Below are 20,653 nucleotides of genomic sequence, written 5' to 3'. Positions count from 1 at the left end.
AGACAATTCCTAAATCTCGACGACGGTCAGCTCGCCGTTCGCATGCAGGGTGCGCAACCGCTTCTTATCGAACTTGCCGACCGAGGTCTTGGGCACCTCTGCGGTGAAGCTCCAGCGCTCAGGCAGCCACCACGTGGCGACCTTGCCGTCGAGGAAGTCACGCAGTTGGGCAGGTGTTACTTGCCGCCCGTCGCGTACGACGATCACAGCGAGGGGGCGTTCCTGCCACTTCTCATCCGGGACCCCGATTACTGATGCCTCGAGCACGTCGGGGTGACCGGCGAGCAGAAGTTCGAGCTCGACCGAGGAGATCCACTCCCCGCCGGACTTGATCACGTCCTTGGTGCGGTCGGTCAGCGTGACAAAGCTGCGTTCGTCGATCCGGCCGACATCGCCGGTGCGCAACCAGCCGTCCTGGAACTTATCCCCGCCATCCTCTTCGCCGATGTACGAGCCGGTAATCCAAGGTCCGCGCACTTGCAACTCACCGACGGCTTCGCCGTCGTGCGGGAGCTCATTGCCTCCGTCGTCGACGATCCTAAGCTCGACTCCTGCAACCGGACGACCTTGGGTCGCTCGCAGACGCCACCGCTCCTGGGCGTCGAGCGACGCCGGTGGACGCGCGACAGCCGCTAGTGGCGAGGTCTCGGTCATTCCCCACGCCTGTACAACCTGTACGTTGTACCTCTCTTCGAAGGCCTTCATCAGATGAACGGGTACAGCTGAGCCACCGCAAGCGACCAGGCCTAGAGACGAGATGTCGTAGCTGGGGTTGGAATCCAGGAAGTCCAAGACGTCGTTCCAGATGGTCGGGACTGCCCCGGCGATGGTTGCCTTGTGGACGTCGATCAGCCGCACGAGCGGCTCGGCCTGTAGGAACCGGTCAGGCATGAGCAAGCCGGCACCCGCCATGAGTGCGGCGTAGACCAGCCCCCAGGCGTTCGCGTGGAACATCGGGACGATGGGGAGGATTCGGTCATCGCTGCTCACGCTCAGTCCGTCGGCGGCGCAGGCCGCCATCGAGTGGAGGTAAGTCGACCGGTGGCTATAGGCGACACCTTTGGGGTCGCCGGTGGTGCCAGAGGTGTAACAGGCCGCGGCCGCAGACTGCTCGTCGAGGTCTGGCCAGTCGAACGTCTCGGGCTGGGCGGAGATGAACTCCTCGTAATCAACGACTGTCAGTCCCTCACGGTGCAGCGGGGTAAGGTCCACCTCTCCGGTGACAACGATGGTATGCACGCTAGTGAGCTGCAGCAACACTGAGGCCATCATGGGTACTAGGCTTCCATCGACAATCACGACTTGGTCCTGAGCGTGGTTACCGATGTAAACAAGCTGATCGGAGGCGAGCCGTAGATTCAGGGTATGCAGCACCGCTCCCATCGAGGGCACTGCGCAGTAGGCCTCCACGTGCTCCTGGTTGTTCCACATGAGGGTCGCGACGCGCTCATCGCCTGTGATCCCGCAAGCCCGCAATGCGTTGGCCAACTGAGCGGACCTCCGTCCGATTTCGGAGAACGTAGCAACCTTCACGCTTCCGTCAAGTTGCAAAGTCCGCACGGTCGCCGAGCCGTGCACACTCGAGCCGTGGCGCAGAATCGCCGCGGTCGTCAACGGGACGTTCATCATCGTGCTCTGCATAGCATTTCCTCATTCAAGAGTGTCTTCGAACGTAGGCGATCTGGGGGTTGATTCGCCGCTGGCCGGCGACATGGGGCTGCTGTCAGCGATCCACAGCCGTCAGCGAACTGGAAGCAGCCTCCAGGGACGCGACCAGGTCCAACTCCAGCTCTGGCAGTTGGCTAGCGGCCGAGGCCACCCCGGCCAGGCGAACTCGTATATCAACGTCGCGGCGGATACCGGCACGCGCAGTGGCGGTCCACGCCTGCGCACAACGGCTGGCCGCTACGGCGAGTTGAGCGGTGGCGGAGTCCCCGGTCAGACGAGCGACATCTGCGCAGCCATCGGCTAGCAATCGGCGGAACAGCCCGCCGCCAGTACCTGCCTTCTCAATGAAAGCGCTCAGGCTGAACAGGAGAGTCTCGAGGTCGTCCACCGGAAGATCGGCCCAGGTCTGAATGTCGGCCGCCAGCTGCACCGCCGCGGCCAAGCCCTCCGCACCGGATGCCGCTGTCCTGAGATCGACGATCCCGGGTTGCGATGGGCGGCGCATTCCGGCTGCGGACTGTCGAAATGCCTCCGCCGCTACTTCCGCCACGTCCGGCAGCGCACTCGGCCAGCTGATGCGGTATGTACAGTGGCGCGTCGGTTGCGGGAAAGACTTCGAGGACCGCGCCCGAGCCAGTGCATCGAGCGGGACTTTCTGCACCTCGGCGCGGTCATTGTCTACGACAAAGGCGATCCCCTCGGCCTCGTCGTGACCGATCACGACGATGTCGTGGCGACTCATCTGGAACTGGACGCGGAGGTACGGCAACTCACCGATATCTCCCCATACCAGGCTGGGTCTGCCTGCTTCGAGCTCGTCGAGAACCCATGACCACCCCTCTCGGGGATCATCGGTCGTGAGAACCTGGACTTGCGCGCCGAGTCGGCGGGGCAGATCAATTTCGAAGTCGGCGCCTCGTCCTACCAGGTACAGCGGTGGAACGAGGTCGCTTGACCGGAGGTACGATAACCCCAGTGCGCCGCCGAGAGCGAACACCAGACCTTCGTCGGGCGGCCCATCCCACCCCAGTCCATGCCAATGCAGAAGATCCCGCATAGCGCCAGAACCGCAGTGTCCCCCCATCTTGTGCGGGTAGTCATCGACCAGGGTCCTGCGGGGCATGTGAATCCTTCCGGGTGAATGAGGGGGCCAACGGGGATCGAAGACCGGGTCAGTGGGTCCGGATTCTGTCCAGGTAGGCCTGGCGGGCCGCTGTGTCGACGCCGTCGAGAAATACCGAGTCCGTGCCCAGCGCGGATCCGAGCCTGGCGGTCAGCCAGCCAGGGACGAACTTCATCGCCGCGACCAATACGCCGGCCAGGCGAGTGACGCGTACGAATGGACGCGGGCGCTCGATAAGATCGGCTGTCGCACGCGCGATCTCCTCGGGCTCGGCATTGCGCAGTCCCTTGGCACCAGCGGTTCCCGCGACGAGCTCGGTGTTGGTGAATGTGGGCCTAACGGTGGACAGCTCGACGCCTGACGTGCGGTACTCGTGCCGTGCCGCCTCGGTGAATCCGATGACCGCGAATTTGGTACCGCAATACGTCGCCAGTCCAGGCACAGCGAGCTCGCCGGCCAGCGACGCGGTGTTGATGATGTGCCCAGCGCGCCGCGGCAGCATTCGCTGAAGGGCTAGTTTGGTCCCAAAGACGACTCCCAGGACGTTGATCTCGACCTGCCTCCGGGTCACCGTGTCGTCTTCCTCGTGTACGTGACCAGTGGGCATGATGCCCGCATTGTTGATCAGCACGTCGAGGGGGCCGAGCTCTTCCTCGACCAGCTCGAGAAATTGCCGAAACGAAGTGGGGTCGGTTACGTCGAGGTGGGTAACGATCTTCACGCCGAGTTCGGTGGCGGCCTCCTGAGCGCGCTTCTCATCGACATCGCCGATGGCGACGCGGTGGCCTCGTCGAATCAGCTCCTTCGCGGTCTGGTAGCCGATGCCGCGGGCCCCGCCGGTGATAGCTACGGTCTTTGCGGCGGTGCGGGCACGGTGTGTCGTCACTTGCTGTTCTCCTTGTTGAGGCCGAGGCGCTGCCATAGGCCGCGACCGGCCGCCGCGCGCAACACTCTTCCGGCCATGGCCGCGCGCCGCGGGGTGTACGGGTACCAGGTGAGTTCTCGCGACAGGACAGGGATCCGTGGCTCTGTCACTGCCTGTACCCGGCAGTACTTGCGTAGCCCGTGAGCTCCGCCGAGCCGAGCACCGATGCCCGAGGCCTTCCATCCACTGTGCGGCAGTGTGGTGGCGAACAGGTTGCTGAAGACATCATTTATGTTGACAGCTCCCGCGTTTAGCTGTAATGCGATGCGCTGAGCACGAGCATGGTCTCGGGTCCACACCGTCGCAGACAAGCCGTACGCCGAGTCGTTGGCCAGGCGGATGGCCTCGTTCTCATCCGCGACCTGCATCACCGGAATCGTGGGACCGAAGGTCTCCTCGGTCATGCAGGCCATCGTGTGGTCGACACCGACCAGGACCGTCGGAGCGTAGTAGTTTCCGACCGCACTCCGAGTTCCGCCAGCCAGAACCCGCGCACCTGCCACCACTGCCTCGCTGACGTGGCGATCGGCAATGTCGACCTGCCTCGCGGTGACCATTGCGCCCACGTCGCGACCGGCCGCACCATGGGCGAGGGACCGCACACGTTGGGTCAGCCGCGCCACGAACTCGTCGTAAACCTCAGATACCACATACACCCGCTCGACAGAGATGCATACCTGTCCCGCGTTGAACAGAGCGCCCCACGCGATTCCCTCCACCGCACGAGCAAGGTCGGCGTCCTCCAGCACGATCGCCGGATCTTTGCCGCCAAGCTCCAGACTCATCGGCTTCAAATGCTCGGCACAGCGGATCGCGACCGCACGCCCGGTGGCGGTCGAGCCGGTGAACTGTACAAAGTCAGCGGCATCGACCACGGCTGCGCCCGAATCGCCATCACCTACAACGTGCGCCAGAACCGCGGGGGCGCCGATCTCGTGCCAGCCCTCGATGATCCGCGCGCACGTCAGCGGCGTCTCCTCCGAGGACTTCGCCAGGACCGCGCAGCCTGCTGCCAGCGCGGGCGCTGCGTCCATGAGGAAGAGGGTGATCGGGAAGTTCCACGGCATGATCATGCCGACGACCGGGAAGGGGTGATAGGTCGTAGTGAGTCGTTTCGACAAGGTCAGCAGGCTCGAGGACCTGACCTGCTCGCCGGCGAGAAACTTCGCGGCATGGTCGGCGTAGTAGCTGATGAACTCGCACGATGCTGTCGTCTCCACCAGGGCGTCGGGACGCACCTTGCCTGTCTCGGCTTGCAACAAGTTGGTGAGCTCGTCGGTGTGATCAAGGATCCAGTCCCGCCAGCGATGCAGCCATTTGGCGCGTTGGCGTGGGCCGGCTTCGGCCCACCCGACCTGAGCGTCTCGAAGATCAGCAGCGACGAGACTTACTGTCTCGCGGTCGTCGACAGCGACGGTTGCGATGAGCCGACCGTCGGCGGGGTTGCGCACGTCCAAGACGCCCGCTGGGATCGTCGCGCTCATCGGACCTCCGTAGGTGAATGGGGATCGCGGGCGATCCCGTCGGGATGGGTGCGGTGGGCGGGTGTATCGGTGAAAGCGTCAGCGATCACCTGGGGCCGCTTGAAGATAAGAGGCCCATAGGTGCGGCGAAGTTCGGCCAGGATCGCGTTCAACGGCAAGTCGTCGTAGACGCCCCGCTCGCGGACGTACTCCATATGCTCGGCTCCGTCGGCAGAAAAGGCGTGCAGTAGTGCATCGCGATCGCCGTCGAAATCCACCGGCGGCACACCGAAACGCGCACACAACTCGGTGTTGAACGCGGGCGTCGCCTTCAACCACCGGCCGTCGATATTGAGGAGGCTGTAACCGTGATAGACGAACAGGTCTGTGCCACCCATGAGCGCTCGCAACGCGTCTGTCTGCAAGTGATTGCGGACGTCAGCGAAGCCAAGCACCGCAGGGATCCCCGCCGCACGGCACACCGCGGTCAAGAGCACCGCCTTCGGGACGCAATAGGCGCGCCCGGACTCGAGGACGAAGCTCGCGCGATAGTGGGCAGGGTCGTCAGACACCGTGTAGGGGTCATACCAGACCCGGTCGCGAACGGCGGCGAAGAGACGCTTCGCCTTCTCTCGGCCGGTGCTCGCGTCGCCGATCACAGTGGCGGTGAACTCCCGGACTAACTCGTGCTCGATGTCGAGGAAGTCGGTCGCTGCCAAGAATGTCATCCGGTCCGTTTTCATCTGTGCTCCAGGTCTATCGGCAATCCGTCGACGGGAATTGGGAGCGAGGTGTTGTCCCACCTGGCTTCATACTGGTCAGGGACCGTCCAAGTGTAGGTTCGCAGCATGTGATGCAGGATCGCCTTCACCTCGAGAGTGCCGAAATGCAGGCCGATGCACTTGTGCACGCCTCCTCCGAAGGGGATCCAACCGAGGCGATGATTCCGGTCCTCATGCCGCGGCTCGGTGAAGCGGTCAGGGTCAAAAGTGTCGGGATCGGTCCAGTACGACTCATCGAAGTGGTTCACCGCCGGAGCCACGGCTACCAGTGTGTTTTCGGGGATTTGGTGTCCGGCGATTTCGACATCCTCGATGGTCTTACGCATCATGATCGGCACGGGCGCCACCAGCCGCAGCGTCTCCTTGATCACCAGGTCGAGAGTCTTCAGCGCGTCCAGGTCGTCGATAGTTGGGCGACGTCCGCCCAGTTGGTCGGACTCGGCCCGAGCCCGTTCCTGCCAAGCTGGATGCTTGGCGAGGAAGTAGACGGCAGCGGTGCTGGTGATGGTCGAGGTGTCGTGTGCCGCCATCATCAAGAAGATCATGTGGTTGACGACGTCCTCATCGGTGAAAGCTTGACCGTCGGCCGTGCGGGCATGGCACAGCGCCGCAAAAAGGTCCTCTCCCTGGGCGCTCCGCGCCGCCGGCAGGTGGAAGGTGAAGTAGTCCTCCAGGAGCGCACGCCCACGGACTCCGGCCCGCCACCGAGTCCCCGGCAGCGGGAAACGGATGATCGAGCTGGCCGCACGCACGGCCGCCACGAAGGCATCGTTGATGGCGTCAGTGTCCTCACTGCCACCCCGATCCGCCATGAAGACCTTCGTTGCTACGTCAAGGGTCAGGCCCTTCAGCAGTGGATAGATGCGTGTGGACTGGCCCGCTGGCCACGCGGGAATACCGGTCTCGAGCGGCGGCCCGAGCTGGTCCACATAGGCGGTCAGGCGGTCGCGGGTGAACGCCTCCTGCATGATTCGTCGATGCATCCTGTGCTCGTCGAAGCTCATCAGCATCAGACCCCGGTGAAAAAAGGCGTCGATGAGATACGCCCACCCGTCCTGTGAGAACGATTTCGCCTTGACGGTCAGCGCCTCCTGCATGGCATCTGGACCGGCCACCATCACAATCTTCGTGCCGAAGGCGCCCATCCATGAGACGGGCCCGAATCGCTGGTACCTGGCCCGGGTGAAGCTGGATCCGAAACGGATGTAGTCCAGGGTGTGACCGAGCACAGGCAGACCAGCGGTCCCTCGGATCGGCTTGAGGCCCGACCCTGCGGGGGGCATTGCCAGCTCACGGACAGGCCACTGATCACTGGCCCGCAGGAGGGCCACATCGACCCGGCTCGGCAGTGGCGCCAGGAGGACTGACGAGAGTCGCTCCCGACTCTTCGCCAGCGGCAGATGGATGGCGTACGTCACTGACATTCCTTTCTGAATGCTGTTCGCACGCAGTCGTCGTGCGAGTCGCCTGAGAGTCGGTCACTCAGGGCGAGCCAGCGAGCACCAGTTCTGCCCGGCTTATGCGAAGCTGCTGGGTGATGGCCCGCTTGCTGAAGATGAAGTCACGGGGGCGATTGATGCAGTCGGCGGCAATCAGCTCGCCAGCACGGAGGTAGAAGCATGTGAATTCGCGGCCCCGGGTAGGATCCCCGCTGAGTACGACTTCGTCGTAGCCGGTGTTTAGACCGGCGATCTGGAGCTTGAGATCGTATTGATCCGACCAGAACCATGGAAGCGCAGCTATGTTCTTTGACTTCCCGCAGATGGTCGCGGCAGCGACCTTGGCCTGCTCGCCCGCGCTGGGTACAGATTCCAGGCGTATGCGACGGCCGTAACGGGCCATGTCGTGACTGGCGCAGTCCCCAGCGGCCATGATGTTGCGGTCGCTGGTCCGACTCTGGCCGTCGATCACGACCCCGTTGTCGACCAGCAGACCCGCGTCGGCGGCGAGTTCGGTATTCGGCTCCACGCCGATGCCGACAATGACGAGGTCGGCAGGAATTGATTCGCCGCTGGACAGGAATACCTCTCGGATCCTGACGTCTCCGGATAGGGCCTCGACTAGCGCGCCTGTTCGGATGTTCACGCCCTCCTGTCGGTGAATTCGGTCGAAGAACGCGGATACCTCGGGGGCTGTGACCCGTTCGAGGACGCGTTCGGTAGCCTCGAGCACAGTGACCTGCAGACCCAGCGCACGCAACGAGGCGGCCGTCTCCAGTCCGATATATCCGCCGCCGATGATCACGACCCGGCGCCCCGGGCTGCTTTCCTCTCGGATCATCTCGACGTCCGCCGCGGAGCGTAGGTAATAGACCCCGGCCAGGTCGACACCGGGCACGGGGAGTCGACGGGGGCGAGCGCCCGTGCACAGTGCGAGCTTGTCGTAGGGCACTTCGTCGCCGGTGCTCAGTGAGAGCAGGCCAGCCGAACGGTCGATCGCCTCCACCGTTGCATCCACGAGTTGGATTTCCTGCTTGTTATAGAACTCGGCGCTGCGAATCGCGAGCTCGTCGAGGGTTTGCTTCCCTGCCAGGTATGCCTTCGACAGCGGAGGGCGGTGGTATGGTAATACCGCCTCTTCTCCAATGATGGTGATCTCGTCGGTCCATCCTTCTTGGCGCAGACTGCCGGCGAGTTGGACCCCGGCGTGGCTGCCCCCGACGATGACGGCCCGCCGCGTGGTCATATGCTAGTTTTCGGGGTGAGACGGACCATCATCTTGCTGATGCCCCGCACAAAGTTGGACTGCACGTACTCGGGCTCCTCGACAACCTCGATACTTTCGAAGCGAGGAAGTAGCTCCTCCCAGAGGATCCGCAGCTGCAGCTCGGCGAGCCGGTTGCCCATACAGCGGTGAACACCGAAGCCGAAGGCTATGTGGTTGCGGGCGTTTGACCGGTCGATGATGAAATCGTCGGGGCGTTCGAATACTCGCTCGTCGCGGTTTCCCGAGGCGTACCACATCACTACCTTGTCGCCCTTGCGGATGAACTGCCCGTTAAGAACGGTGTCAGCTCTGGCGACACGGCGCATGTAGGCAAGCGGAGTTTGCCATCGGATGATCTCCGAGCACATGTTGGGGATCAGGTCGGGGTTCGCTTTCAGCTTCGCGAACTGTTCAGGGAAGCGGTTGAGCGCAAGAACGCCGCCGCTCATCGAGTTCCGGGTCGTGTCGTTCCCTCCGACGATCAGCAATACGAGGTTGCCCAAGAACTCCATCGGGCGGTCGATCAGGTCCTTGGTATTTTCATTGCTTTGCAACATCGTGATCAGATCGAATCCGGGCTGCTCCCCAGCGGCTGTCCGGGCCGCTTTGTCGTGCCAGAGAGCGCTGAGACCTCTCGCCATGTCGCGCATGCCGGGGAACACCTCGTCGTTGTCCGATGGCCCACCGTTGGCCTGCTCCAGCGAGGTTGCGAGATCCGACCAGTAGACGAGCTTGTGACGTTGCTCGTACGGGAAATCCAGCAGGGTCGCAAGCATCCGCGCGGTCAGTTCGATCGAGACGTTCTGCACCCAGTCGAACGGCTTATCTACGGGTAGATCGTCGAGCACCTCTTGGACGCGCGATCGAATCAGGCCCTCCATCTCGCGCAGGTTCTTCGGCGCGACCACGCCTTGAACAGCGGCCCGCTGTGCGTCGTGTCGTGGCGGGTCCATCGCGATGAACATCTCGATATCGAGGAAACGGGGCGGAGCCCCGATAACGATGAACGGCTCAGCGGAGAAGAGTTCGTGGTTCTTGTCGACGGCCACGATGTCAGCATGCCGCGTCACGGACCAGAACGGACCGAACGGACTGTCTGGCTGATAGTGGACCGGGGCCTCGTTTCGCAGGCGCGCGAAGTAGGACTGCCAGCGTCCCTGGCGGTACAGGAAAGGGTTGCTGAGGTCGATGTCAGCGAGCGCGACTTCTTCGACTGGCGGGATGGGCCTCTCGACGAAGAGCTTCTCCCCGTTCGTTCCGGTCATCCATCGGCGAGTCTTGTCATATAGGTGTGCACCCTGGATCTGTAGATCCATCGGGATGGTCGACTGAACCTTGGCGGTGATTGCTCCGGGAATCTTCATCGCGTCGTATCCGTTTCTCGCCGTTACATCTGGAACTCGGGTAGGTGGACGATCAAGCCGTCCCAGGCCGTCGATGCCATCATCTGGCACGACAGCCGGGAGGTCGGCTGGCGCTCGGGGTTCATCGCGAGCATCTCCTCCTCATCGGCGCCGGAACGTCCGACCTGCTCGATCCACTGCGGATCGACAACCACATGGCAGGTGCCGCAGGCAGCTTCGCCTCCGCAGTCCCCGTCGACGCCGGGCACAGCGTTGTTGGTCGCGACCTGCATCAGCGACTGGTCTTCCTCGATCGGCGCCTCGTGCTTCTCGCCGTCGTGGGAGACAAAAGTGACAACTGCCATAGCCAACTCCTCGATGCGTTGTCCTCAATGTGACTTGGTCCAAGTGTTGTCGAACACGGGTTCGGAGGCTATGTTCGGCAGAGTCAGAAATTTGTGAATTCGGCTCAGAGAGACCATGGTGAACCTCAACGACGAGGGCGTGCCTCCGCTCATGTTCGTGCAACTGCTCGAGAGCCAAGCGCTCGACCCGGACGCCGCCGCTCGGCTTCGCGACATCATGGCTCGCGAAGGAATTGACGAGACGACGTTGATCCAACGCAATATCCAGGCCCCGATACGGTGGTTTCGCGAGGTCTACCCTGCACTCGATGTCGACCAGGCAACTTCGCTCGGCTTCGCGTTCGCCGAACAAGCTCAGTTGACATCCTTCGGCCCATTGAGTTTTCCGCTGGTCAGCGCAGGCTCGGTAGCTGAGATCGTGGAGCTGCTCACCTATCTGCCTTTGATCTCGACGGCTCTCAGTCCGCAGTTCCACCCAAGTGACGAGGGACTCACCGTCGGGCTCGCCGCGCACACAGGCGATTCGGCGCTGAACTGCCTGGTCGTCGCGTATGGCGGGTCGGCACTCCTGCGCCTGCTCGACATGCTGGCCGGCGATATGCCGACCGTGACACTCCATCTGAGCTGGTCAGCGCCGAACTTTCTAGCCGATAATGAGGACGCCCTAGCTGGGCGGTTGTTCTTCGACGCTCCGACGTCATTCCTTAGTGTCCCGGCGGACACTCTCAACGAGGTATGCAGGTTCTCCGATCCGGTCGCCTATCGACTTGCCATCGTGGATCTGCAACGAACCCTCGACCAGCGAAGTAAAACCATGTCTTTCTCGGAGAAGGTACGACGGCTGCTGGAGGAAGATCCTGGAAAGCGGAGTAAAGACTGGGTCGCGCACGAGCTGTCGATATCGACGAGCACACTCAAGCGGCGTCTATCCGGGGAGGGGACCACCTTTCGCGAGTTGCGCGAATCATTTCTGCGTGACCGTGCGATGCTGCGGCTACTCGACCGATCGATGTCGGTGAGTGAGATAGCTGCCGATCTCGGATATAGCGACCTCGCGAACTTCTCGCACGCCTTCAAGCGATGGACCGGTCGCTCTCCCAGCGAATTTCGACACGAATAGGACCACCCGTCCCGTCGTTGGTGGATGGAGTCTGCGCGAACTGGTGCAGATCGGTTGGGGCTGGCCCCAGGCAGGAACCCGCTGCGGCATACGACAAAAACTCGCGACTTTGCCGAAACCGTGCAGAACTTTGCCGAACTCGTTGCTGCAGCCAACGGCTATCAGCGGCGTAGCCAACACCTAACACGGCGAGTAGTGAGTCGGCACCGGTCTGAATGATCTCAGCGCGTTGCCACCAGGATCCTGTCGGTGACGGCTGCGCATGAGATGGACGGAGTCGAGTCTCTCAATCGTGAAGCACATCGACTCGGTTAGCCAGCCCTAACTGGTCCAGTTGCGATGCGATGCAGGACTGCAGCACGAATCGATCGTGCCCCGCATCCAGGGCCGGTGTTGACGAGAAGGCGACGATCGGTGCCGAACCGACAGTCTTACCCGCTAGGTGGAGGGGATCGCCGGTGAGCTGGGTACTTGATCTTGTCGGCCTGCTTCGAAGCGGCTCACCCGTTATCCACGGGCGGGTATTCGGTCACTGGCACTGATCGGCGGTCGGTCCGTTTCCGACCGCGACCCTTGGGTGGGTAGCGAGAAAGTTGTCGACCAGTTGGGTGCAGTCGTCATGATCGATGGTGCGTAGTCCGGTGAGGCGCGCGAACACGATCGGGCCGAGGAGTTCGATGATGGCGAACGTGGTGTCGAACTCGCCGAGCATCGCCCGCGCGTCGGGGCCGGTGAGGATCCGGTCGAACGGCTGGCGATATTGCTCGATGACGCGGGCACGCAGCGAGGTTACCGCTGCCGGGTCGGTGTGGTCGTCGCCGATCGATCCCATCGCCAGCCAGGCCAGCGTGGTCATCTGCACTGGGGCTTGTTCTACGAGGTCCGCCTGAGTAGTGAGTAGCGCGATGAGTTGATCGCGCACGGGCCCGTCGCCGGTCGGTGTGTCGACATGGGGAAGCAACCGTTCGAAAGTTGCCGCGAGCAGTTGGGTGGTGCTGCCGAAGTGTCGATAGAGAGTGGCGCGCGCGACCTTCGACACGCGGGTGACGGCATCGACTGTGACCGCTTCGACCCCGCCGGTGGACAGCAGATGACTGGCCGCGTCGAGCAACCGGTTGCGGGACCGCGCCAGCCGAGGATCGGCCTGCTCGTCGGCTACGGTGCGCGGATCGGCCGCGGCAGAGTCCGGCTCTGTCATGGCCGCCCCTTCCTCGATTCGTATCGCTCAATTTGATCGTGCGTGGACGTCATCTCGCTCGCCGACCCACTATGATACTAATAGTCTCACACAGAGACTATCGATCTACAACGGCGGGAGGTGCACCGGTGAACACTTCCCGGACGGGCGCTGTCGAGATCGCCCGGTGGACCAGGGCCCAATACTGGGTGCTGGCAGTATCGTGCCTGGGGGTGGCGCTGGTCGTCGCGGCCATGGCGGCGTTGTACTCGGCGTTGCCTCAGATTGCAGTCGCGACCGGGGCGACCCAAGCCCAGCTCACCTGGATCGTTGACGGCTACACACTGGTGCTGGCGTGTCTGGTGTTGCCCGCCGGAGCCATCGGTGACCGCTATGGGCGCCGCGCGGTGCTGGTGGCGGGACTGGCGGTGTTCGCGGCCGCCTCGGCGTTGCCGCTGGTGCTGACCGACCCGGTGTGGCTCATCGCGGCACGCGCACTCGCCGGTGCTGGCGCAGCGTTAGTGATGCCATCGACCCTGTCGATTCTGACCGCAGGCTTCGCACTAGCTCATCGCGGCCGAGCGGTGGGGGTATGGGCGGGCGTCGCCGGATCCGGAGCTGTTCTGGGGATTCTCGGTGCCGGGATGCTGCTTGAGCGGTGGTCGTGGCAATCGGTATTTGTCGGGCTGACCGTGGCGGGGATTGTGCTGGCCGGGTTGGCTTGCACGATCGCGGAGTCTCGCCAACCCGAGCATCCGCCGGTGGACGGAATTGGCGCGGCGACGGTGGCTGTCGCGATCGCGGCGATCGTGTTCGCCGCGGTCGAGGTTCCCGCACGCGGCTGGGCCGACCCGCTCGTCGCTGTCACCGCCGGTGTCGGAGTCGTGGCGGCGGTGGCGTTCGTGGCCGTGGAGCTACGGATCTCGGCACCACTGTTAGACGTGCGGTTGTTCGGACGCCGAGGCTTCGGTGCTGGCTCCCTGTCCGTGACCATTCAGTTCCTGGTCACCTTTGGGGTGTTCCTACTGCTGGTCCAGTACCTACAGCTGATTCTCGGATACGGGCCGCTGGCGTCGGCCCTGGCGCTGGCGCCGATGGTGGCGCCGCTGGCCATGATTTCCGTGATCGCGCCTTGGCTCTCGAGCATGGTGGGATTGCGGGTGATGACCGTGACTGGCCTTCTCACCATCGCTGCCGGGCTGGTGCTGGTGAGCCGGTTGGACCTCGCCGCGAACTACCTCGACCTACTGTGGCCGCTGCTGATCATGAGCGCGGGCCTGGGATTGTGTACCGCCCCGGCGACTTACGCCATCGTCGCCGACACCCCCGAGGCCAAACACGGGGTCGCCGCGGCGGTGAATGATGCCGCCCGCGAGATCGGCGCCGCGATCGGGATCGCCGTGGCCGGCAGCGTGCTGGCCGCCGGCTATACTCAGCGTATCCAGCCCGCCCTACCCCGCCTGCCCGAGTCCGCTCGCGAACCCGTTGCCGATTCCCTGGCCGCCGCCCTGCAGGTCGCCGAGAAGGGCGGACCAGCGGCCCAGCCGCTAGCCGAGTACGCCAAGGCCGCGTTCGTGCACGGCAGCGGCGAGGCCGCGCTGGTGTTGGCTGCTATTACCGCCGCAGGCGCGATCGTGCTGGCTGTGCTTGCACCCGGGCCCACCACTCGCCGATGCCGCGCACAACCCTCGTGCACGATGGCTCCTGCCTCTCGCACGTCCCCTACCCGCGAAGGACGCCCGGCATGACGGCCTATCGCACGATCCTTGTGGATACCGATGGATCCGATCGCTCCTACCGCGTGGTCGACCGCGCCGCCGAATTGGCCCACGCCACCCACGCCCGACTGGTTATCGTCGGCGTCCGCCACCACATCGACGAACGCACACTCGGAGTTGACCTCGACCGGCTGGGACCCGAGGCCTACCGGCTGCGCGGCACCAACCCGGTCGAAGCGATATTGCGCACGGCCTGCCAGCACGCCCTAGCGCACGGCGCCATCGACATCGACACCCGCATCTTGTCCGAACCCACTTTGCGTGCCCTATTGCGCCTTGCCGCCACTGCGGCGCCGGACCTCATCATCACCGCCGACTTGTGCCGGTCGAGTCCGCTGGCCCGGCTGCTGTCCAATACACCGACCGAGCTCGCACGCAGAGCTCACTGCGACATCCTTATCGCCACCACCCAATGACACACATATGCAGAAAGCACCCATGAGCCGCACATCCGATACCATAAGATCCGTATCGTCCGAGGCCGAGGAGAGTACGCCCCTCTTCCCTGTGGTTCCGCCGGAATGCCAAGACTTGCCGCCCCATCATGATCATTGCCTCGGTTGTGGGCCAGCCAATCCGCACGGCCACCAGTTGAGCGTCCGACGTGACGCGGAAGGTGTCTACGCCCGTCACACGTTTGACTCCCGCCACGTTGGCGCCCCAGCGATCGCCCATGGCGGCGCAGTCGCCACCGTCCTCGACGACCTGTTCGGGTTCCTCCTCTACACCGTGGGAGAACCCGCCGTCACCCGCCACCTCTCCATCGACTACCTCTCCCCGGTTCTACTCGACACCCCGTATATCGCCCGCGCCCATCTTCATTCCCGCCAGGGTCGCAAACTGAACCTTCGGGCCACCATCGAAGACGACCATGGCCACATGGTTACAACCGCTACTGCCCTCTTTCTCGTCGTCAACATCGACCACTTCTTCCTGGCCTCACAGCGTGCCACCTCTTCAGACGTGCCACCAACGGCCTAAGCGGCGATCACGTACTGTGGCCGGCGCGATCAGGCGATGAGGACGACTTGGGTCGGGACCGCTATGCCGCCAGCGCACTCTGGGGTGCAGGCTGCTGTGGGACGGTGACCTACGGGCTTCGCTCACGAGTATGCGCTGTCTGACACGATCCGCCAAAACACTACGCACAGGATGCGGCTGTTATGACTCTAATGGGCACGCACGGTCCGGAAATCCCGGAAACGCCAAGCTTCGGTGGCCTCGTGACCACCGATGACATGGTCGCTGCTCGGAAACGATTAATGGAATTCACCGATGAAGACGAGGCATTGCTGCGGCAGTTTAGCGGAGTCGCGACACCCGGTATGGCTGAGATCGTCGACGAACTCCGCGCCTACCTAAACGAACACCGGGACACTGCCGCACTTCTTTCTGGGCGCGACACTGAGGAACAGGTCGAACATCTTCGAAGCGATCACCTTTCCGGTTTGACGGCGGGAACCGTCGATGCTGACTATCTCATCGAGCGTATGCGTATGGCCGCGCGTCACGAGCGACTCGGCGTGAAGCCGACATGGCTTCTCGGCGCGTACAATCGGTTTCTTTGCTCTGCTGCGAGCCGGATCTGTGAATCCAGCTCATCTTCCGATCCCGAGCGTGCGTTGGCGACGCTGCTGGCGCTACAAAGGCTGGTGTTCCTCGATATCGGCCTCGCCGCCGACATCTACCTCGCCAAACGCGAGCACTCGAATCGCGAGCAGCAGAGGGCGGTGAGCGAACTCCCGACTCCGGTACTGCAGTTGATCCCAGGGCTTCTGGTGGTCCCGATCGTAGGAGAATTGGACGATCGCCGGGCTCTCAATTTGACCAATCAGCTGATGGCGCATATCCGCAATTCGAGGGCGCAGGCCGCCGTCGTCGATATCACCGGACTGCCGTCGATCGATCTCGACGTTGCTGCCCATCTGATCACAGCAGTAAAAGCATGTGCGCTTTTGGGTGCGGAGGTTATTTTCACTGGGCTTTCCGCCGAAGTCGCCCGGACGCTTGTCGACATCAGTCCACAGAAAACTACGCTCATTACATTTGTCGACTTGCAGAGTGGGGTCGAGCATGCCACACAGACACTTGGGTACGAGATGGTGATGACGTGGCCATTACGCAATACCTGATTTGGCGAAGTGCTTGGCCAGTTGCGCAGTCCCGGCTGCGGTGGGCGATCCGGCTCACCAGCCTGTGTACGTGCCGACGCGGTGCTGATTGCGAAGTAAGTCCGCCGTCGGTGAAGATGCTCAACAGCAACGTTCGCGCGCACCGCCAAACATGCCGCGCGCAGTATCTGCGGTGGGCCACCGCTGGTATCGTACGGAGCTTCGGCGGCATTCGAGTTCGGGTACCGGTCCTCATAGCTCCTAGCGTGAATCTGCATGTGTCACCGAGACACGTTGCGATGCAGGAAGTTTCGCAGCGGACCTATGTGACGGATGATTGTGGTGGTTAGCGAACCGCAACTCCCAGTGAAGCCGCCGGGAATAGCCAGCCCTCACCACACAGCCCGAGGTTGGTGTTCAAGGGGGAGTGGGGGAGGGCTGTACGTGCTGTCGGGGGCCGCTCATTCTCGGGTTCGTGTCCGGATGACCTTCTGGCGCAGGCTAATAGCTTCTGTCGGTGCGGTTGCTGTGCCGTCGCCATCAGATCAGTGCGGCATCGAGATTCAGGAATCCGTAATGGATGTCGATGCGGCGTGCCCACCGGATGGCCAGGCGCCGGTACCGGGGGAGCGGGCGCAAGTCTGCTCCACGATCCACCGGCCGCAGTGACTTTGTCCCGGGTTCCGCGGCGGGATGTAATTCGACGCAGTAAATCCCCTTGCCTGGACGGCCGAGGCCACTGGGACGGCGGATCGATAAAACTATCACCGACACGGGTTGCGAGCATGTAGTCTGTACGCCGACCTGCGACAGCGCCGGGATCGACGGCCCATTCCCATCGCGGAACCCGAGACAAAGGTCACCGCCAGTCGGCTAGTCGTGGAACAAACCATGGCCCGACCCCACCAATATCGGCGAACGGTGATCGATGGAACGCCGCATCGACATCCACTATCGATTCCTGAATGTCGGTGCCGCAGTATCAGACCGCGACGACTCAGCAACTGAACCTGACAGGAGCTCCTAGGGCACAGCGTGGTAGTCGGATAGGGCGAACTGAGTCATTTGGCTACGGAATTGTCGAGCCAAGCCCGGGAAAGCCGCGGGATTAAAACCATCTTCCCCGACAGGCCAAGTAACGCATCCAGAGTTCCAAGTCGTGCGAGCCAAGTGCCGTTGAACAACCGCGTTGAATCGGTCCTGCGCTGACTTTCGTACATCAATATATCGGAGCCCCCATCGCTCCAGCGTCCGCACCGACTCTACGATGTAATCTATCTGCGCCTCCAGATAGGCTAGGGCTGTGTAGAAATACGGACCGGAGTTCGGTCCGAAAGTGAAATGTAGGTTGGGATACCCAGAAACATGTATGCTCTTGTACGCGTAAACTCCTTCGACCCATTCTTCCTGGAGGAGTCGTGCGCCACAACCACGAACCGGGAATGGTACTCCAGCCTCGCCGGGTGCATCGAAAACGATCGTATCGAAGCGGCGCTCGACGCCATCAACCGTGAGGATTCCGTGCTCCGTAAGCCGAATGATCGGGAAGGTGAGGAGTCTGCAGTTGTCCCGATCTAGAGCCGGTAAGAAATCATTTGAGATGAGCAATCGCGGACGGCACGCCCGGTTGTCCGGTGCGAGCTGCCGTCGCGCCCATCTATCTTTGACCTGAAGCCTCAACTGGATTTTAGATACCTGTTCCAGCGCGGTGGTGAGACCTGTTGTTCGAACCAAACCGTATCCGATAGACTCGTACGCCCAGAAGTGGGCACTCCGGGCTAGATCCTCGGCCAGCGGTAGTTTCTCGAATAGCGAACGTCTCCACCCTGCCGTCCCGTACTGCGGGTGGGGAAGAACCCATCGCGGTGCACTCTGAAATACGGTGACGTGGCGGGCTCGGTCCACCAACTCCGGGATCATCTGGACTGCATTGGTGCCGGTACCGACGACTGCCACCGTCAGTCCGGTGACATCGATACCGGCGTCCCATCGGGTACCGTCTATCTTGTGGCCACGAAAGTCGTCGGCGCCCACGATCTCGCGCCTGCTTGCGTTCGAGAACGGCACAGTCGCCACCACGACCGAGCGGGCAGTGATGCTCTCCTCCTCGCCACTGCTGGTCGAGACACGCACATGCCAGGTCCCTCGAGCCTCGTCGAAGTCGAGTCCGTTTACGTTGTACCCGTAGCGAATCCGTCCATCGAGACCATGCCGGGTGATCACGCCGCGCATGTAGGCGCGGACGTCTACGCCCGGCGTATACCTATGGCTCCAGGCGGGATCCCGCGTGAACCAGAACGACCGCAGTACTGACGGACGACCGCAGGATGCGTCCGGATGAACGCTGTCGCGCCACTCACCGCCGGGCTCAGGTGCGCGCTCGAGAACCACGACGTCCTCGATCCCCGCGCACCGTAATCGGATCGCGGTGCCGATTCCCGAGAACCCGGCACCTATGATCACGACTCGTGTGGGACCGGGAATTGTTTGCCCGGGGTCATCGTCTGTCGGCCGCCCCTCGTCGATCATGCTGCGGCCACCGGTTGGTAAGTGAGCTCGTTGATCCAGGAAGGAGTCGAACCGAGCCATTGTTTAGGGTAGTGCTCAGTGATCGTCAACAGGGCATTGCCGAGTAGTCGATGATAAGGGTGCGACTGGTCCATGACCATTTCACCGTAGTACTTGACGAGTTGGTAGATCGGATTGCGGCGGGTGGCGACGCTCCGGTCACCGATAATGCCGAACTTCCGAATCGCGTCGAAGAGCTTCTGTTCGTCGAGTCCCATCGCGATGATGCTGTCGTGCATACGGGTCAGCAGGGGCAACCCGGTGAGGATGCCGATGAGTAGGGATGGGCGCAGCGCGGCGCCGGCGGCTTCGATCAGCAGTCGGTGTATCGGCCCCGCTCCAATCATGTCCAGCACATGGAAATCCACAGCTAGGTGACGGGACTCATCGGCATTGATCCGCTGAAAGACCTTGTGGCACAGGGGATCCTGGATCTCCTCAAGTAGGAACTTCAACAGTGCTCCGTCGAGTGCCACCTCGAGCATCGGAATCGCTGAGCCTAGTACGGACAGCGGCAGATCATCTGCGTAGCTGTCCAGCCATTCTATGGCTAGTCGGATATTGATATTCGGTTCTGGGATCTCGTCGTCATCGAGCATTCCCCAACGGCGCATGAGGGCCAGCTCGGCGTTTGCGTGCTTTTGTTCCTCGGCCTGGAAGTAGCGGTAGATCTCAGCTAGCGTACTGTCCTTGGTTTGACGGCCGAGCGCGACGAAGGCGCGCGAGCCGACCTGCTCGATCCAGACCAGATCGGACATGAATTGCTTGACCTGCGGGAGCTGCTCGGCCGTTATCGTGTCCGCGCCGGGCTCCGCCCAGTCGAAGTCGCCGAGTGCCCATTGGCGTTGTTTTATGATTTCCAAGGTGTGCGGCAAATCGATTGACATCGCTCTACTCCTTCGCGAATATGGACACAAAATCTTGGCCTGGTGTCCGGAGGCCGTGCATTTCGCAGCGGTAGCCGCTCACGTGTGGCATTGTCGGACAAAACTCTTGGAACTCGTTCCAGTAGACGAAAACGCTCGTCGCTGGCGCATGCTGGCCGTGAGTAATCCGGCGCCGGGCGAAGGCCGCGGCGCAGCGGGGTCTCCTGAAATCGCGGGCCCGTGCGCGCCATTTGCGTCCGTTAGCGAGGTCGAGGCCGGCGAGGGGGGAGGTGTCAGGCGATCGCAGCTGCGATTAGGCGTACGTCCTGGCCATGAATCGACGGGCAGAGGCCCCGCCTCGGGTACTCCGCGATGGCGATTTGAAAGCCGTCTAATCGCGTGGCCGACCACCGACAGGCACGCCATCCATGGTCGTGCGCACCAGGAGAGCGACACCGTCGGGGCGTTCGGCGCACGACCGAGGGCACCGGGAAACGCAGATCGTGCGGAGAGCTCAGACGTCAGTCTGCTGTGGGCGGGCAGTGAACAAGCCGCGAGCGTAGCGGCGTGAACGCAGGGGAGTGTAGGTCCGCAATGCTTGACACCGGGAGCGTGAACTGCGCCACCAAGTGAGCAAGCAGCCCCGAAACACGTGCGC

17 protein-coding genes are annotated in these 20,653 nt (G+C 62.8%); 5 read left to right on the top strand and 12 right to left on the bottom strand.

Annotated elements, in window-relative coordinates:
- Positions 1-9 precede the first annotated feature (9 nt).
- The 9 genes from NS1_RS14185 to NS1_RS14145 form a co-directional block, all read right to left on the bottom strand.
- Positions 10-1,641 carry a long-chain fatty acid--CoA ligase gene (locus NS1_RS14185; protein WP_062984881.1) on the bottom strand — a complete coding sequence of 544 codons (1,632 nt, stop codon included), beginning with the start codon at positions 1,639-1,641 and terminating at the stop codon, positions 10-12.
- A gap of 82 nt (positions 1,642-1,723) precedes the next feature.
- The gene (locus NS1_RS14180) at positions 1,724-2,791 is read right to left on the bottom strand and encodes a BtrH N-terminal domain-containing protein (RefSeq protein ID WP_062984879.1); all 1,068 of its coding nucleotides are present in this window, start codon (positions 2,789-2,791) and stop codon (positions 1,724-1,726) included.
- Positions 2,792-2,840: 49 nt separating this feature from the next.
- Entirely contained in the window at positions 2,841-3,677 is an 837-nt protein-coding gene (locus NS1_RS14175) for an SDR family oxidoreductase (RefSeq protein ID WP_062984877.1), read from the bottom strand.
- Complete coding sequence (locus NS1_RS14170; RefSeq protein ID WP_062984875.1) at positions 3,674-5,200, bottom strand: aldehyde dehydrogenase family protein; 1,527 nt, start codon at positions 5,198-5,200, stop codon at positions 3,674-3,676. The genes NS1_RS14175 and NS1_RS14170 overlap by 4 nt, the downstream gene beginning before the upstream one ends.
- Entirely contained in the window at positions 5,197-5,922 is a 726-nt protein-coding gene (locus tag NS1_RS14165) for a transglutaminase domain-containing protein (protein ID WP_062984873.1), read from the bottom strand. Before NS1_RS14165 ends, NS1_RS14170 begins: the two co-directional genes overlap by 4 nt.
- Positions 5,919-7,379 carry a cytochrome P450 gene (locus NS1_RS14160; protein WP_084503729.1) on the bottom strand — a complete coding sequence of 487 codons (1,461 nt, stop codon included), beginning with the start codon at positions 7,377-7,379 and terminating at the stop codon, positions 5,919-5,921. Before NS1_RS14160 ends, NS1_RS14165 begins: the two co-directional genes overlap by 4 nt.
- 64 nt (positions 7,380-7,443) lie before the next feature.
- Positions 7,444-8,646, bottom strand: a complete 1,203-nt coding sequence (locus NS1_RS14155; protein ID WP_062984869.1) for an NAD(P)/FAD-dependent oxidoreductase — start codon at positions 8,644-8,646, stop codon at positions 7,444-7,446.
- Positions 8,643-10,031, bottom strand: coding sequence for a cytochrome P450 (locus NS1_RS14150; RefSeq protein ID WP_062984867.1), 1,389 nt, complete (start codon positions 10,029-10,031; stop codon positions 8,643-8,645). Before NS1_RS14150 ends, NS1_RS14155 begins: the two co-directional genes overlap by 4 nt.
- A gap of 23 nt (positions 10,032-10,054) precedes the next feature.
- Positions 10,055-10,375 (bottom strand): 2Fe-2S iron-sulfur cluster-binding protein, encoded by a 321-nt coding sequence (locus NS1_RS14145; RefSeq protein WP_019050196.1) that lies wholly within the window; start codon positions 10,373-10,375, stop codon positions 10,055-10,057.
- A 118-nt stretch (positions 10,376-10,493) separates the two neighbouring features.
- Between NS1_RS14145 and NS1_RS14140 the strand changes: the two genes are divergently transcribed.
- Positions 10,494-11,495: a helix-turn-helix domain-containing protein gene (locus NS1_RS14140; RefSeq protein WP_062984985.1), complete on the top strand. Its 1,002-nt coding sequence runs from the start codon at positions 10,494-10,496 to the stop codon at positions 11,493-11,495.
- A 529-nt stretch (positions 11,496-12,024) separates the two neighbouring features.
- Here the strand turns inward: NS1_RS14140 and NS1_RS14135 are convergent.
- On the bottom strand, positions 12,025-12,693 hold the full coding sequence (locus NS1_RS14135) for a TetR/AcrR family transcriptional regulator (protein WP_062984865.1): 669 nt from the start codon (positions 12,691-12,693) through the stop codon (positions 12,025-12,027).
- Between the two features lie 128 nt (positions 12,694-12,821).
- On the opposite strand from NS1_RS14135, the gene NS1_RS14130 reads away from it, so the two are divergent.
- The 4 genes from NS1_RS14130 (at position 12,822) to NS1_RS14115 (ending at position 16,582) form a co-directional block, all read left to right on the top strand.
- On the top strand, positions 12,822-14,420 hold the full coding sequence (locus tag NS1_RS14130; protein WP_062984859.1) for an MFS transporter: 1,599 nt from the start codon (positions 12,822-12,824) through the stop codon (positions 14,418-14,420).
- On the top strand, positions 14,417-14,866 hold the full coding sequence (locus tag NS1_RS14125) for a universal stress protein (RefSeq protein WP_062984857.1): 450 nt from the start codon (positions 14,417-14,419) through the stop codon (positions 14,864-14,866). The genes NS1_RS14130 and NS1_RS14125 overlap by 4 nt, the downstream gene beginning before the upstream one ends.
- 22 nt (positions 14,867-14,888) lie before the next feature.
- Complete coding sequence (locus tag NS1_RS14120; protein ID WP_062984983.1) at positions 14,889-15,431, top strand: PaaI family thioesterase; 543 nt, start codon at positions 14,889-14,891, stop codon at positions 15,429-15,431.
- Between the two features lie 191 nt (positions 15,432-15,622).
- Entirely contained in the window at positions 15,623-16,582 is a 960-nt protein-coding gene (locus tag NS1_RS14115) for a protoglobin domain-containing protein (protein ID WP_169812775.1), read from the top strand.
- Between the two features lie 1,002 nt (positions 16,583-17,584).
- On the opposite strand, the gene NS1_RS39020 is transcribed toward NS1_RS14115, so the two are convergent.
- Both NS1_RS39020 and NS1_RS14105 read right to left on the bottom strand, forming a co-directional pair.
- Positions 17,585-19,090, bottom strand: coding sequence for a flavin-containing monooxygenase (locus NS1_RS39020; protein ID WP_084503717.1), 1,506 nt, complete (start codon positions 19,088-19,090; stop codon positions 17,585-17,587).
- A complete protein-coding gene (locus NS1_RS14105) occupies positions 19,087-20,016 on the bottom strand; it encodes a ferritin family protein (protein WP_062984851.1) in 930 nt (309 codons plus the stop codon). Before NS1_RS14105 ends, NS1_RS39020 begins: the two co-directional genes overlap by 4 nt.
- Positions 20,017-20,653: the final 637 nt, after the last annotated feature.

It is taken from the genome of Nocardia salmonicida NBRC 13393 (assembly GCF_001613085.1).
GTDB classification, from domain to species: Bacteria; Actinomycetota; Actinomycetes; order Mycobacteriales; family Mycobacteriaceae; genus Nocardia; species Nocardia salmonicida.
The sequence above is the reverse complement of the archived record's forward strand: the minus strand, read 5'-3'. Positions and strand labels throughout refer to the sequence as shown.